Source organism: Methanoculleus sp. 10, from assembly GCF_913757945.1.
GTDB lineage: Archaea > Halobacteriota > Methanomicrobia > Methanomicrobiales > Methanoculleaceae > Methanoculleus.
Genome location: NZ_CAJYDP010000003.1, coordinates 231,076 through 245,579, shown reverse-complemented (window position 1 = coordinate 245,579; position 14,504 = coordinate 231,076). Strand labels below are relative to the sequence as shown.

At 65.0% G+C, this 14,504-nt stretch carries 14 protein-coding genes; 7 read left to right on the top strand and 7 right to left on the bottom strand.

The features are described from left to right. Position 1: 1 nt before the first annotated feature. From QZ408_RS04775 to QZ408_RS04760, 4 genes are all read right to left on the bottom strand, one after another. Positions 2 to 1,888: a HAMP domain-containing sensor histidine kinase gene (locus tag QZ408_RS04775; protein ID WP_292490067.1), complete on the bottom strand. Its 1,887-nt coding sequence runs from the start codon at positions 1,886 to 1,888 to the stop codon at positions 2 to 4. Continuing rightward, on the bottom strand, positions 1,885 to 3,765 hold the full coding sequence (locus tag QZ408_RS04770; protein WP_292490066.1) for a HAMP domain-containing sensor histidine kinase: 1,881 nt from the start codon (positions 3,763 to 3,765) through the stop codon (positions 1,885 to 1,887). Before QZ408_RS04770 ends, QZ408_RS04775 begins: the two co-directional genes overlap by 4 nt. Before the next feature lie 230 nt (positions 3,766 to 3,995). Further along, positions 3,996 to 5,651 (bottom strand): thermosome subunit alpha, encoded by a 1,656-nt coding sequence (thsA, locus tag QZ408_RS04765; protein ID WP_292490065.1) that lies wholly within the window; start codon positions 5,649 to 5,651, stop codon positions 3,996 to 3,998. A 57-nt stretch (positions 5,652 to 5,708) separates the two neighbouring features. After that, entirely contained in the window at positions 5,709 to 6,623 is a 915-nt protein-coding gene (locus QZ408_RS04760; protein WP_292490064.1) for a transcriptional regulator, read from the bottom strand. A 48-nt stretch (positions 6,624 to 6,671) separates the two neighbouring features. Between QZ408_RS04760 and QZ408_RS04755 the strand changes: the two genes are divergently transcribed. The 5 genes from QZ408_RS04755 (at position 6,672) to QZ408_RS04735 (ending at position 11,395) form a co-directional block, all read left to right on the top strand. Beyond that, positions 6,672 to 7,952 (top strand): tRNA(Ile)(2)-agmatinylcytidine synthase, encoded by a 1,281-nt coding sequence (locus QZ408_RS04755; RefSeq protein ID WP_292490063.1) that lies wholly within the window; start codon positions 6,672 to 6,674, stop codon positions 7,950 to 7,952. A gap of 513 nt (positions 7,953 to 8,465) precedes the next feature. Next, the gene (locus QZ408_RS04750; RefSeq protein ID WP_292490162.1) at positions 8,466 to 9,401 is read left to right on the top strand and encodes a deoxyhypusine synthase; all 936 of its coding nucleotides are present in this window, start codon (positions 8,466 to 8,468) and stop codon (positions 9,399 to 9,401) included. Next, positions 9,398 to 10,033, top strand: coding sequence for an orotidine-5'-phosphate decarboxylase (pyrF, locus tag QZ408_RS04745; RefSeq protein WP_292490062.1), 636 nt, complete (start codon positions 9,398 to 9,400; stop codon positions 10,031 to 10,033). Before QZ408_RS04750 ends, pyrF begins: the two co-directional genes overlap by 4 nt. 115 nt (positions 10,034 to 10,148) lie before the next feature. Beyond that, entirely contained in the window at positions 10,149 to 10,511 is a 363-nt protein-coding gene (gene nrdD, locus QZ408_RS04740) for an anaerobic ribonucleoside-triphosphate reductase (protein WP_292490061.1), read from the top strand. Continuing rightward, complete coding sequence (locus QZ408_RS04735; protein ID WP_292490060.1) at positions 10,508 to 11,395, top strand: adenosylcobinamide amidohydrolase; 888 nt, start codon at positions 10,508 to 10,510, stop codon at positions 11,393 to 11,395. The genes nrdD and QZ408_RS04735 overlap by 4 nt, the downstream gene beginning before the upstream one ends. Before the next feature lie 6 nt (positions 11,396 to 11,401). On the opposite strand, the gene QZ408_RS04730 is transcribed toward QZ408_RS04735, so the two are convergent. After that, positions 11,402 to 11,596, bottom strand: coding sequence for a DUF1858 domain-containing protein (locus QZ408_RS04730; RefSeq protein WP_292392004.1), 195 nt, complete (start codon positions 11,594 to 11,596; stop codon positions 11,402 to 11,404). A gap of 278 nt (positions 11,597 to 11,874) precedes the next feature. Between QZ408_RS04730 and QZ408_RS04725 the strand changes: the two genes are divergently transcribed. Together QZ408_RS04725 and QZ408_RS04720 are read left to right on the top strand one after the other, a co-directional pair. Then, positions 11,875 to 13,101 carry a nucleotide-binding protein gene (locus QZ408_RS04725; protein WP_292490059.1) on the top strand — a complete coding sequence of 409 codons (1,227 nt, stop codon included), beginning with the start codon at positions 11,875 to 11,877 and terminating at the stop codon, positions 13,099 to 13,101. Beyond that, positions 13,098 to 13,664: a nucleic acid-binding protein gene (locus tag QZ408_RS04720; protein WP_292490058.1), complete on the top strand. Its 567-nt coding sequence runs from the start codon at positions 13,098 to 13,100 to the stop codon at positions 13,662 to 13,664. The genes QZ408_RS04725 and QZ408_RS04720 overlap by 4 nt, the downstream gene beginning before the upstream one ends. 97 nt (positions 13,665 to 13,761) lie before the next feature. On the opposite strand, the gene QZ408_RS04715 is transcribed toward QZ408_RS04720, so the two are convergent. Both QZ408_RS04715 and QZ408_RS04710 read right to left on the bottom strand, forming a co-directional pair. After that, on the bottom strand, positions 13,762 to 14,118 hold the full coding sequence (locus QZ408_RS04715) for a DUF134 domain-containing protein (RefSeq protein ID WP_292490057.1): 357 nt from the start codon (positions 14,116 to 14,118) through the stop codon (positions 13,762 to 13,764). A gap of 69 nt (positions 14,119 to 14,187) precedes the next feature. Next, entirely contained in the window at positions 14,188 to 14,370 is a 183-nt protein-coding gene (locus tag QZ408_RS04710) for a DUF5320 domain-containing protein (RefSeq protein ID WP_292490056.1), read from the bottom strand. Positions 14,371 to 14,504: the final 134 nt, after the last annotated feature.

The window sequence follows — 14,504 nt, the reverse complement described above, 5'->3', positions numbered from 1 at the left end:
CTCACCCGGCCTTCCGGAGGGTGAACCGGATGACCGTGCCGCACTCCGGCCGGCCCTTCACCCGGTCCTCCGCCCAGATCCTCCCCTCATAACGCTCGACGAGTGTCCGGCAGATGTAGAGCCCGAGACCGGCCCCGGCAGGTGACCCCTCCCCTTTCCAGAAACGGCCGAAGAGGCCCTTCTTCACCGCATCGGGAATGCCGGGCCCGGTATCCTCGACAGAGACCGTGACCTCATCGCCGTGCTCCGCGACCCGGATGGTGATCTCGACGTCCGGCCCGCCGAACTTCGCAGCGTTGCCGAGCAGGTTCAAAAAGACCTCGGGGAGGAGGTCGTCCGCGAGGACGTCGACCGGGCGGCCCTCGTACCGGACCCGGGCCGCAAGATGGCCGGCCACCTGCGCCCGTATCACCCGGTCGAGGTCCACGCGCACCAGCGCCGCCCCGACCTCCCGGGCCTTCCGGAGGGTGGCGACGCGCCCGATGATCGACGAACTCTGCTCGATACCTGAGAGCATCTTTTGCGCTATCTCCTGCCGCTCACCCTCGAGCACGTCGATCAGGAGCTGCGTATACCCGATGGCGATGGTGTTTGCGTTGTTGATGTCGTGAACCATGATATCCAGGAAGAGGTTCACCGTCTGGCCGGACTCCTCAAGTTCGGCCGTCCGCTCCCTGACCAGGTCCTCGAGCCGGGCATCGTACTGCCGTACAGCCTCCTCCGACTCACGGAGGCGCCGGATGTTCTCTTTGAGAGAGTCGACCATGATACCGATGCTCTCCGAGAGGCGGGCAAACTCGGTCCCCGTGGAGACCCGGATCCGGTGGTCGAGATCCCCGCCGGCGATCCGGTCGACGTCGTCGACGATCTCCTGCACCGGCCGGGTGATCCGCCGCGAGACCGGGACCGCGATGCAGCAGGCGGCAAGACTCGCGAAGAGAACGATAACGGCGTGGCTGAACCGCACCTCCGCGATCCGGGCGTCGAGGGAAGCGGTGGTGTAGATCAGCCCGACGACCAGGCTCGTGTCCGAGGGGTTGCCGGGATCGGAGAGGTCGACGAAGATATACCGGGTGATGGTCCCGGCAGCCCCGTCCACCATCGTCCTGTCTTCCCTCTCTTCAAAGATCGCAACGGCGACCGGGTCCACCGACGTGGGCACGACCGGGCCTTCCAACCTGGTCACGTTGATGAACCGCCCGTAGCAGTCGTAGATCCGGACCTCTTTGAGCGTGGGGTTCAACCGCATCAGGTCTTCCCCCAGGGCCTGGTAGTCCGGGGCGTAATGACCGGCTTCGGTCGCATTGCAGGCGAGCCCGAGCTCGAAGAGGTAGCGGTGGTCGGGAGAGGGCAGGTAGGCATACTTCCGCAATACCCCGCTTGCCGACTCCGCCACGACGCGATCCGCCACGAACGCATCGCCGAGCCGGATCTCCGTTATTCTGTCGTAAAAGGAGGGAAGTTTCCGGAAGTCGAGGCCGAAGTCCGGGGGGTAGGTGGTGTACTCGACGACGCCTGATTCGTTGATGATGTAGATGTCCATCTCCCCCCCGAGTTCCTCCCGGACCCGGGCGAGGTCCATGGCGCCCGGGTCTCTCCCGGCGCGCTCGTACTCGGCGAGGACCGGACCGAACCCCTCCGCCATCCGGGAGTCCAGCGTGCCGTCGAAGAGTTTCAGCCCCGCATCCGTGAGACGCAGCGACTGGACAATGCTCTCCCCCGTCTGCTCCCGGAGCAGGGCATCCCCGGCGGTCATGGCCTCCTCGACCTCCCGGCAGTCCAGGACCGAGATCAGCCCGATCACGGGGAGCGTGATCAGGATCATGATGAGCAGCAGGTGTGTGCCAAAACGGCGACGCCGCCTCCCGCCGCCGCCCGTCGCCGTCATGGACTGTCCCCCTCTCCAGCCTTCCGGAGGGTGAACCGGATGGCCGTGCCGCACCCCGGCCGGTCCTCCACCCATATCCTCCCGCCGTACCGCGCAATAAGCGTCCGGCAGATGTAGAGGCCGAGCCCGGTCCCCGCGACCCCGCCGGTTCCCCGGGCCAGCCGGTTGAAGAGCCGCGGTTTTACGGCGTCGGGGACACCCGGCCCGGTATCCTCGACAGAGACCGTGACCTCATCGCCGTGCTCCTCGACCCGGACGGCGATCTCGACGTCCGGCCCGCCGAACTTCGCAGCGTTGCCGAGCAGGTTCGAAAAGACCTCACGAAGGAGGTCGTCGGCGAGGACGACGGCCGTGGTGCCGGTATACGTTATCCGGGAGCCGGGGAGAGACTCAATCTCATTCCTGATGATCCTGTCAAGGCCGATAGCCCTGAAGGCGCCGGGCCTCCCCTCGATATGCTGGATGGTGTTGACGTTGCGCACGATCTCGATGCTCTTCGTAAGTCCCGCCTTTGCCTTCCGGAGGAGCTCCGCCTCAGGCTCCCCCTCAAGGTCGGCGAGGAGGAGGTCCGAGTAGAGGTTTGCGACGTTGTTTGCGTTGTTGATGTCGTGGCCCATGATGTCGAGCAGGAACGACGCCGTCCGGTTGGACTCCTCGAGGGCGGTCGTCCGTGCCCGGACCTCGTCCTCGAGGGTATGGCTGTGGCGGATGATCGCCTCCTCCGAATCCCGGAGCCTTTGCAGGGTTTCTTTCAAGGATGCGACCATTGCCGACACGCTCCCTCCAAGGCGGACGAACTCCTCGTCCCCGCTCACCCGTATGGGGCGGTCCAGGTCGCCGCGGGCGATGGCGTCGACGTCCTCGACGAGGGTGCGCACCGGCCGCGTCAGGGAGTGCATGGCAACGGCGGAGAGGCAGGCGATGAGAGAGAACCCGATGAGCAGGATCCCGGCGGCCTGGGCAAACATACCCGCGATCTTCTCCTCGACGACCTTCGTGGTGTAGGTCAGCTCGACGACCACGCTCATGTCTGACGCGTAAACGCTGTCCGCCCTGTCGACGAAGAGGTACCGGACCAGCTCGCCTGTGGTGGCGTTCTCCACTTCAAGCGTGGTCCTCTCCCGGTACGCCTGCCGGACCATGGCCAGCCGGCGGTCGTCGTCGGGATGCGCCGCGCCCGCGATCAGTTCGCCCCGGCAGTCGAAGATCCGGATCTCGCTGACGTACGGGTTGTTGTCCGCCACCTCCCGGACCGCATCCGCGCAGTTCAGCGCCGCGCGCTGCTGCCAGAACTCCGGCGCCGCTTGCCCGAGCTCGAAGAGGTAGCGGCGGTCGGGGGAAGGCAGGTAGGCATACTTCCGGAGCACCCCGGTGGCGAGCTCGGGGACGACCCTGTCGTCCGAGAAGGCGCCGTTGAGCCGGATATCCGTGATGCGGTCGTAGAAGGCAGGGATCTCCTTGAAGTCGTACCCGAGCTCGGGTGGATAGGTGGTGTACTCGATGACGCCGCTCTCGTTGACGATATAAAGGTCCATCCTGCCCCCGAGCTCCTCTTTGACCCGGAAGAGGTCCATGGCGCCCGGGTCCCTTCCCGCCCGTTCATACTCCGCGACAAACGGACCGAACCCCTCCCGCATCTCGCGGTTCAGGGTGTCGTCAAAGAGTCTCAGCCCGGCATCGACCAGGTTTATCGTGAGGGCGGTACCGTACTCGGTCTGGCCCCGGAGGTCTTCGGTGTCCGCCTCCAGCTCCTGCCGGACACCGGTGTACCCGGCAAACGATATCAGGTAGATGACGGGGGCCATCGCGAGCAGGACGGCGAGAAGGAGGTAGAGCGTGAACGGGAGCGACGGCCGCACCGATCTCTTCACCGCCATCCCGGTACACACTCCACGCTCCGGGCACGGAGCATTCTCACAAACGAGTATATACCTGTAGGTATTTAGCGTGAACGATTTTGTTGCGATAGGAAGGATTTTACCGGTTATTTCTCCCGGAAGAACCCGGAGAAGCGGCGCACCGGCGAAACCACAGGGAGGAGCGGGAAAAAGAGAATGCCGGGGCCGAAACACGGCCCCGGATCGTATCGTGGGGCGGTACGGTGATCTTACATCGGGGGCATGCCGCCCATGCCGCCCATGCCGCCACCCATAGCGGCCATCTCCTCAGGAGAAGGTCCGGCAGACTTGGATGCGGCGATGACGTCGTCGATCCGGAGGATCATGACGGCGGCCTCGGCGGCGCTGGAGACCGCCTGGGTCTTCACCCGGAGGGGCTCGACGACGCCGGCCTTGAGCATATCCCCGGAGACGGCGTTGAAGACGTCGAGGCCCATGTACTTCCCGCTCGCGCCGCCCTTCTCGTGGGATGCGCGGAGGGCGACGAGCATGTCGATCGGGTCGAGGCCTGCGTTCTCGGCAAGCGTCCTCGGGATGATCTCAAGAGCATTTGCAAACGCCTCGATGGCGAGCTGGGCGCGTCCGCCGACGGTTGCAGCGTAGTCGCGGAGCCGGAGCGAGAGCTCGATCTCGGGCGCACCGCCGCCGGCGACGAACTTCCTGTCCTCGACGGCCACGCTGACGACCCTGAGAGCGTCCTCGATGGCGCGGTCGAGCTCGGCGACGACGTGCTCGGTGCCGCCGCGGATGATGACCGAGACGGCCTTCGGGTTCTCGCACCCGGTCACGAAGATCATCGCTTCACCGGAGACCTTCTTCTCCTCGACGGTGCCCGCCTTACCGAGTTCCTCGGGGGCGATGGCGTCGATGGAGCTGACGATAGCCCCGCTGGTGGCGCGGGCGAGTTTCTCCATGTCGCTCTTCTTGACACGCCGGACGGCAAAGATCCCGGCCTTTGCGAGGTAATGCTGGGCGATGTCGTCGATGCCCTTCTGGCAGAAGAGGACGTTTGCGCCGCTCGCGATGACCTTGTCGACGATGCCCTTGATCATCCGCTCCTCTTCGTCGAGGAACATCTGGAGCTGGTCGGGGCTCGTGATGCTGATCTCGGCGTCGACCTCGGTCTTCTTGAACTCGACGGCGGCGTTCAGGAGCAGGATCTTCGCATCCTTGACGATGCGGGGCATCGCGGGGTGGACGCGCTCCTTATCGACGATCATGCCCTCGACGATCTCGGAGTCCTCGATGGACCCGCCGACCTTCTTCTCGACCTTGACGAACTCGGTGTCGACGGTGCCGTCGGCGTCGGCGACCATCGTGATCGCCCTGACGACGAGCTCGGTGAGTTTCTCCTTTGCAGCCTCGGCGCCCTTGCCGGTCATCGCGGTATCGGCAAGCTTCTTGAGCATCGCCATGTCGTCGGGCCTGACGTCGACGGCGATCTCGTCAAGAATAGCCTGCGCCTTATCGGCGGCCATCCGGTAGCCGTGGGCGATGACCGTGGGGTGCACGTCCTGGTCAAGGAGGTCCTCGGCACGCTTCAGGAGTTCGCCTGCGATCACCACGGCGGTCGTGGTGCCGTCGCCGACCTCGTCGTCCTGGGTCTTTGCGATCTCGACCATCATCTTCGCGGCGGGGTGCTCGATATCCATCTCCTTTAAGATGGTCACACCGTCGTTTGTGATGACGACGTCGCCGATGGTGTCGACGAGCATCTTGTCCATGCCCTTGGGGCCGAGCGTTGTCCGTACAGCGCTTGCGACGGCCTTTGCGGCAGCGATGTTGCCTGACTGTGCGTCACGACCGCGGGTACGCTGGCTACCCTCTTTCAGAATAAGGATTGGTTGTCCTCCAAGACTTGACATAGGTATCACCGTTGTTAAGCGATAGAAAGGTAGGTTTGTGGTTCTATATAAACCTATTCACTCATTTATCATATCAATGAGCTCTGAGCCGTCTTCGAGGGTATGGAGATGCTCTTCGCCGATAAGGAGGGTTTTACCGATCTTTTTCTGCTTTTTGTAATCCGTGACGACGCACATGGCAAACGTCTTCGTGATCTGGGAGATGTTGCCGATGAGGGAAGCGCGCTTCACGATCTTCTGGGTGGTGCCGTAGGCCGTCAGGATGGTATGCCGGTCAAAGAGCGCCAGCGCCTGGAACGGGGCCTGCCGCATCGCGTGGATCTCCATCCCCATCCGTTCGAGATCGACGAAGGCGTCGCTGGTTGCGGATTGCGGAGGGGTCCCGGGCTCGGGGGAGTGGTAGCCGACGAGCTCGATCGTCTCGACGAGCGGAGCGCTGAAGAGTTCCTCAAGCCGTATCGCGACATCGAGCGTGGTGCCCATGCCGCTCTCGTACTTGCTGATGGTCCGGCGGGAGACTCCGAGGTGCGACGCGAGGTCCCCAAGCGACATCCGGGAGCGCTCCCGGACCTCGCGGAGAAGGTCGCCTTTGATCTTCACGTAGAGGCCGCCCGGGGATGCATAGACCATCGGCGAGAGCCCTTCTGCGAAGTAGTCGTAGAGCGTCTCGGGGCTCAAGGCAAAGAGGCCGTAGCGGATGTAGACGACGCCGCGCTCAAGCTCCGCGTCGCGGGCCCGCTCCCCGACGATGAGCGGGGTGGCCTGGAGATACCGGGCGATCAGGTTGAGGTCCCAGGCGATATCGGCGGTCACGCTGTCGATGTGAGAGACGACTTTGATGATGACGAGGACGTCGCCTTTCTTCGCGATAAGGTCGAAACTCCGCGGACGGATGTTGCACCGCTCCGAGACGTCGAAGTCCGCAAGGAGCATGATGCTGATGACCATCTGGGGAAGGCGATCCTGTGACATAACCCTTAAGAATCGATATAGCCGGAGAATGATATAAATTATGGTGTTATGCGGATCGGGATCGACGACACGGATTCCCCTGCCGGGATGTGCACCACCTATATCGGGGCGGTGCTGGTGCGGCGGCTGGAGCAGAGTGGGATCCGTGTCGCCGAGGCCCGGCTGGTCAGGCTGAACCCGAACGTCATCCACAAGACCCGGGGAAACGCGGCGGTCTGTATCGAGGCCGAGGGTGATGCTGAGATGGCGTTCGCGCTCGCCTGCGCGTGCGTGGAAGAGCTCGCAGAGTTCGGTGCCCCGGAGACGAACCCCGGCGTGGCGGTCGCCGCCGTCCGGCCGCCGCCGGACTTTTACTACGCGGCGCTCCGGGACTTCTGCACCGTCGAGGAGGCAGTCGGGGTGCTCGAATCGGTCGGGGCCCGCTATAAGGGCTACAAGAACCGGCGCGGCCTTATCGGGGCGGCCGCGGCGGTCGCAAGCGACCTTCCCGACCGGACGTATGAACTGCTCGCCTACCGGAAGCGGGAGATGTGGGGCGCTCCCCGGCAGGTGGACCGCGAGAGCCTCTTTCTCGCCGACAGGGCGACCTATCCCCGTACCTGGGACACGGTGGACCGGAAGAACGACGTCGTGGTCTGCGTGCCCCACACGCCTGACCCGGTCCTCTTCGGCATCCGGGGGGAGAGCCCGATCGCTGTCCGTGAAGCGCGGTCCTGTGTCCGCTCGGAGGAACCCGCCTGCGAGCAGGTCTACACCACCAACCAGGGGACGGACGCCCACCTGCTGCCGGGAACGATCGGAGAACTCCGGGAGGGGCGGTCCTACCTGGTGCGGGGCACGGTCGCCGGATTGCCGGTCACCGGGCCCGGCGGCCACGTCTCGCTCCTCCTCGAGGACGGCGGCGCTGAGGTCCGCTGCATGGCCTACGAGCCGACCAAGGGGTTCCGCGACGTCGTACGAGCCCTCGTACCCGGGGATACGGTGGCCGTGGCCGGGAGCTACAAGGGGGGGAGCCTCAACCTCGAGAAGATCGGGGTTTCCCGCCTCGCCGCCGCGGTCCGCATCCGCCCCCCGGTCTGCCCGGCCTGCGCAAAACGGATGACGAGCGCCGGGACCGCGAAGGGTTACAAGTGCCGGATCTGCGGCGCCCGCGGCCGCGAACCGGAGGTGGAGAGGCTGGAGCGCCGGATCCGGCCGGGGTGGTACGAGGTCCCTCCCGTCGCCCGCCGGCACCTCTCCCGGCCGCTGGTGCGCGGCGTCCCCGGATGGGAGGAGGCTCTCCTGCAATCCGACAGGAAACCGGGCCGTAACCTCCACGAACGGCCGTGACCGGGAGAGACGGCATAAGCGGGATCCTCCTCCCCCCGTCAATCAAACGGACTTTACAAAAGAAAGTTTATAATGTTTGTGAGTTAACATAACCGTGGTGATCCCGTGCCGACTGTCAGCGGCGATGGCGCACGCGCTCTGACCCTCCTGCCCGCGACGGTGCCGACCCCCGGCAAACAGGGTTCAGCGGCAGGCTGCACAGAACCGCGGTCGAGTATGCACGGAGCGGAGATGAAGACATCCCTCCGGAAACCCTCCGGTTTCCCGGCCCGAAAGTCCGCTCTCTAACGAGACTATCCGGCTTACATCCGGACCCCCGACACGGCGGGACGAGCGGGATCATCCCGTGTCGGCCAATCAGTCATCCCCTGTCTGGCAGCGGGGACCCGGTCTCTGGGTCCCCGCAACATCTCAATACCTTTTTGATCGCCGGGCCTTGCCGCCGGCGGGAAGAGACAAGGTGTTATTGTGCATGAATGCCAATACCATCTCAAGAACTGGTGTAGCGGTATCATGACCTTCAAGTACGGGGATGCGGTACAACAGGCGCGGGTGCGCCCCGGTATGACGGTCGGCGAACTCGTCGACGAACTCGGAAAAGCGGGAGCCTACAACGGGGGGTCCCTGTGGCAGGCGGTCAACATCTACGAGCGGATGCTCCGCGACGAGAAGGCGCTGAAGTTCTTCGGCCTCTCGGGCGCCATGGTGCCCGGCGGGATGGGGGGCATCGTCGCCGACCTCATCCGGCGCCGGCACATCGACGTCCTGGTCTCGACGGGGGCGAACCTCACCCACGACACCATCGAGGCGATCGGCTGCCACCACTACCACGGGACCGCCGAGGTCTCCGACGCCGAACTCTGCGAGGAAGGGATCAACCGGATCTACGACATCTTCCTCCCGAACGAGGCGTTCATCAGGTTCGAGGAGTTCATGCAGGACGTCTACTCGACCCTCCCGGAAGGCTCGACGGTCTCGATCTCCGACCTCCTCAACCGGATTGGGAAGAGGCTTGATGCCGGGATCCTTGCCGAGGCGGCAAAGGCCGGGGTGCCGGTCTACTGCCCGGCGATCCAGGACTCCATGATCGGGCTGCAGTACTGGCTCTTCTCCCAGACGCACCGGGTCACGGTCAGCGCGTTCGGGGATATGCCCGGCCTCCTCGACCGGTGTTTCGAGGCCGAACGGGCCGGGGCAATCCTCGTCGGAGGCGGCGTCCCGAAGAACTACATCCTCCAGAGCAAACTGATGACCGAGAACGGGTTTGACTACGCGGTGCAGCTCACCGGCGACCGGCCCGACCTCGGCGGCCTCTCGGGCGCGACGCTCGACGAAGCGCGGTCGTGGGGCAAACTCACCGGAGAGGCCACCGCCGTGACGGTCTACGGCGATGCGACCATCAACCTGCCGCTCCTTGTGGCCGCAACCCTCGAGAGGCTGGAAGGATGACCGAACTCATCCTCTCCCTCGACGTCCCCGACCGGAAGCGGGCGGTGGGGATCGCAGAGTCCTGCGCTCCCTTCATCGACGCGATCAAGGTCGGCTACCCGCTCGTCCTCCCGGCCGGCCTCGCGATCGTCGAAGACCTCGCCGCCCTCGGCCTCCCGCTCATCGCCGACTTCAAGGTCGCGGATATACCGAACACCAACCGCCTCATCTGTGAAGCGGTCTTCTCGGCCGGGTTTGACGCCGTCATCGCCCACGGGTTCGTGGGGGCCGATGCGGCGCGGGCCTGCGTCGAGGTGGCGCACAACCACGACGGGGCCGCCTACATCGTCGCGGAGATGAGCCACCCGGGGGCGGCAGAGTTCTTCCACGGCGGGGTGGCTGAACGCCTCGCGGCGCTCGCGGTCGCCTGCCGGGCCGACGGGATCATCGCCCCCGCCACCCGCCCGGACCGGATCAGCCGGCTCCGCGAGATCGTCGGTGAGAAGACGATCTACTCCCCGGGCGTGGGGGCCCAGGGCGGCGACCTCGATACGGTGGCCCGGCTGGTCGACGGCGTCATCGTCGGGAGGAGCATCTACGAGGCAGAAAACCCAGGCGCCGAGGCCGAACGGTTCTCCCGCATCCGCCGGTGATGAGTTCTCCGTTCCGATCCCCTGGGGATATGACGAACCCTATGAGTGGTCTGAGGCGGATGCGGGCCATTGCGCATCTGTAGGGTTAATATATTCTCCTGCAGATACTGGTATTATGAACTGGAGCCCAGAACAGCAGAGACTGGCGGAGAAATACCGGAGTCTCAACGATATTCCCGCAGATGAGCGGCGGTACAAGTGCCACACGTGCCACTTCGTCGTGGACGAGACCCCCTGCCCGCACTGCGGCGAGACCTCGCTTGAGGTCATGTGCCCGCTCGACCACTGCGACTGCCACCACTCCATCGTCGAGAGTATTGAATACTGCCCCCTCTGCGGCCATGCCGTCTGCCCGGAGTGCGGGAGCCACGATGTCGTCCAGATCAGCAGGGTCACCGGATACCTCCAGGATGTTGCAGGCTGGAACGCAGGCAAACAGCAGGAACTGAAGGACCGGATCCGCTACTCCGCCGTATGAGGCATTTTGTCAGGGACGATACTCTTTTCCTCCGCGGCCGCTTCCGGGCGGCGAGCACCGGCCTCAACGGCGGTATCGCCGACGTCACGACGATCCTGAACCACGCGGTGCCCCACGATTTTTGCGACGAACCGCGGCGTTACCTCGACCTTCTTGCCGCCCGGCACGGCCTCTCCCGCGAGTATTTCGGGCTCCTGACGGCCGTCGAGATGCGCCACCTCTGCGTGCTCCAGTACGACTTCGTCACGGTCTTCATCACCGCCGGGGTGACGAACCCGACGCCTCCCGTCGACGACGCTCCACACACCATCAACATCATCGTCCACAGCCGTGAGGGGATGTGCGATGCCGCGCTCCTTGAGATGATCATCACCGTGACCGGGGCGAAAGCCCAGGCGCTCCACGATCTCGGCTACGATTTTCCCGGCACCACCACGGATGCGGTCGCCGTCGCCTGTGAGCGTGACGCCTCCGGCGTGCATACCTATGCCGGGACACTGACCGAGGCCGGGCGGCGGGTCCACGAGGCCGTCCTCTACGGCGTGCCGGAGGCCCTCGCGCGGCACCAGGGGAAGGTCCGGCGGGACGGGCCGTCGTTCTTCATCTACAGCCGGTACGGCGGAGACCACTGGGTGGAGTGGGAGAAGGAGGGGTGCCCCTACTACCCCTGCCACTTCCCGGGCCAGCGGTGCGACTACTGCTACTGTCCCTGCTACCCCTGCGCCGATGAAGAACTCGGGGAATGGGTCGAGAGCTCAAACGGCGGCAGGGTCTGGGGGTGCGCCGGCTGTACGCTCCTGCACGTCCCCGCGATCGCGGATTACGTAAAAAGAAATCCCGAGGCCACGCTCGCCGAGCTCAAGCGCCTCCGGGAAAGGTTGTGAGAGGGTTCACGCCTCGGCAACGCCGAGGGCGGAGAGCATCTCTTCGAGGGGGACGCCGTGGGCCTGGGCGGCTTCCCGGATCGTCTCGTTATTTGCGATGGCGCAGCCAAGGCAACCCATGCCGAACCGGAAGAGTACCTGTGCCGATTCGGGCTTCTCCCGAAGGAGGTCTGCTATTGTACTGTCCGCAGTTAATGCCATACATCTGATGTTATCCCTGCCGGTATATATACGTTCAAGGATCGGGGCAGATCCCCCTCAATTCGGCCCCAAACTCCGGATCGGCGCAACTGGGCGCTTCTGCCCGGCATAAGCGACCCTTCCGGGGCGGCATACCCGCGGCCGGCCCGTCGCCGCCGCGCTTCTCCCCTGAGGGCCGCGCCAGCGGGGACCGTGATGGGTGGTCAGGGTTTCACTTTCACCCCGCACGCCGAGCCTTAATACCCTCATGATGTGAAGTACAGACTGGAGATGTATGTATGAACCTATCAGAGGTAACAGAAAGAATCTCCCGGAAACTTGAAGCAAAGGGCGCACAGCCCGACCGGCAGAAGATCGAATCACGCCTCCGCCGCCTCGTCGAGGAGTTCGGCGTCAACGTCGCCGAGGCCGAGCGGACGGTGACGGGCGATCTCGCCCGCGAGTACAAGGTCACCGGCGTCGGGGGCACCTCCACGGAACTCCGCCCGATCAGCGAGATCGTTCCCGGCGAATGGGTGACCGTCGAGGGAAAGATCATCGCCCTGACCCCGTCGCTCTCCCCCTCGATCGCACAGAGCGGGATCGTTGCCGACTCGAGCGGCGCCATCCGCTTCGTGACCTGGACCCGGGCAAACGCCCCCGCGATGGAGTACGGCCACTGGTACCGGATCGAGTCCGCGGTCGTCGACGAGTACAAAGGCGCACCGAACCTGAAGATCCACTCGGGCACCACCATATCCCGGATGGAGAAGGATATCCCGCTCCTCCCGTCGATCACGCCGATCGCGGAGCTGAAACCGGGCGTGGGAAGCGTGCGGGCCAAGGTCGTCCAGGACTGGGAGGTCTCCCACGAGCGGATGCTCCAGACGGGGCTCCTCGGTGACGAGACCGGCACCATCAAGTTTGTCATCTGGAACGATGACGGCAAAGAGAAACTGGACCTTGACGCCGTCTACAATATCTTCTACGCCACCGTCGACGAGTACAACGGCAGGCTCTCCCTCACCCTGAACACCGCGATGTACATCACGGATGAGGGTGATATCGAGGTCGGGCGGAGCGAGACCGATGCCCAGGGCGCTCTCGTCCACATTGCCCCGGGATCGGGCCTGATCAAGCGCTGCCCCGTCGAGGGGTGCAACCGGACCCTCTCCCGGCAGAACTACTGCCCGGTGCACGAGATCCAGCCCAACTTCCGCTACGATCTCCGCCTGAAGGCGGTCCTGGACGACGGCATACGTGCCCGGAACGTCCTGATGCAGCGCGAACTCGTCGAGAGACTCGCCGGCATCACCCTCACCGAGGCAGTTTCGATCGCGGAGTCGAACCCGCTCGGCATGGACGAGATCTTCTACCGCATCCGAAACGCGGTGCTCGGGCGTTACTACACCTGCAGCGGGAGCGAGTTCGGCGGTAGATTGCTCGCCAGCTCCTGCACACCCGTTGCGTTCAAGCCCGAGGAACTGGCTGCACTGCTGAACCGCGCCGGGGGTGAGCCGGCATGACGCCCCAGACCACGTTTGAGCGTGAGCCGGCCCGCAGGGTCTTTGCATCCGAGCTCCGGGAGACCCGCTACCAGTTCAAGGACGGCGATGACGAGAAGAGCCCGACCTACGTCATCCTCCCGACCGGTATCCGGAGCAACCGCATCTTCATCGTCGGGACCCTCACGGAGAAGCAGCGGCAGGGCGACCAGAATATCTTCTACCGCGGGCGGGTGGTCGATCCCACAGGCACCTTCTTTGTCATGGCGGGGTCCTACCAGCCCGAGGCGATGCAGCAGCTCGCCCGGATCGAGGCCCCGGCCTTCGTCGCCGTCGTCGGGAAACCAAACCTCTATACGACCCCGGACGGGACCTGTCTGGTCTCGGTCCGTGTGGAGTCGATCTCGGTCGTCGACCGGGAGACCCGCGACCTCTGGGTGCTGGATACCGCCCGCGAGACCCTGGACCGGCTGGAAGCGTTCGGGACCACCGAAGACTCGAGGAAGGCGCAGGAGGAGTACGGGACGCAGCCGGCGATCTACCGGAAGATCGTCTACGATGCCCTCTCGCAGGTGCAGCTGTAGGGCTGCCGCTCCCGACAATTTTTGAGTCAAAACAGGGCTGACTCCCGCTATTCCAATAGCGGGATACGGCCCGTTTATCGCGCTATTCCAGGCTGTTTTAGGTATCCCCGTCTCCGGGGCACCCCTCTTCCCGCCGGCGGCCGCACCCGGCGATCCGGATCGTCTTCCCGTGCACAAGGGCGTCGGCGACCTTCCCCCGCGCCTCGTGGAGGTCGCGCCAGAGGGTCTTTCGGGAGATGCCGAGCGCGAGCGCGGCCTCTTCCTGTTCGAGCCCCTGGAGGTCAACGAGCCGCAGGGCCTCGACCTCCTCGGGGAGGAGGAGGACGGTCTCGTCGGGCTGCCCGCAGAGGGGGCCGAAACACCGGAACGCCCCCCGGTCACCGATCATCCGGCGGACCCGGGGGCGGCCCCGCCCGCGGCGGCCGCGACCCTCACCGGGCCCTCTCTCGTTCATCTTTCATTCTCCCAAAGAAGAGATCCGCGCCCGGTGCAGATAGCGCCTTCGCTCCGGCACCGGTCGTCATCACTGGCCTCGCGCCCGGCCGCCACAGAAACCGCGGCCGCATCCCCGCGGGACACCGCCGCGGGGGACCGGGGTGGCGGACTCGCCTTCCGACGCCTCTGTCCGGGGCAGAACGCACCGGCCCCGGCGGCCGCCCGTCATCGGGCCGCGGCCGGCGGGTCCGGTTCCGTCAAATCCTGGCATGGTGTATCACCTCAATTAGTACACATATGAGGAGAAATATATTAAATACCCTTTTGCGGCAACCGGGTGGTGACCACGGGATCGGGACTGCTGCCCCCGCCGGAAGAAGGGAGGGGAAATGCCCCCATGCAGAA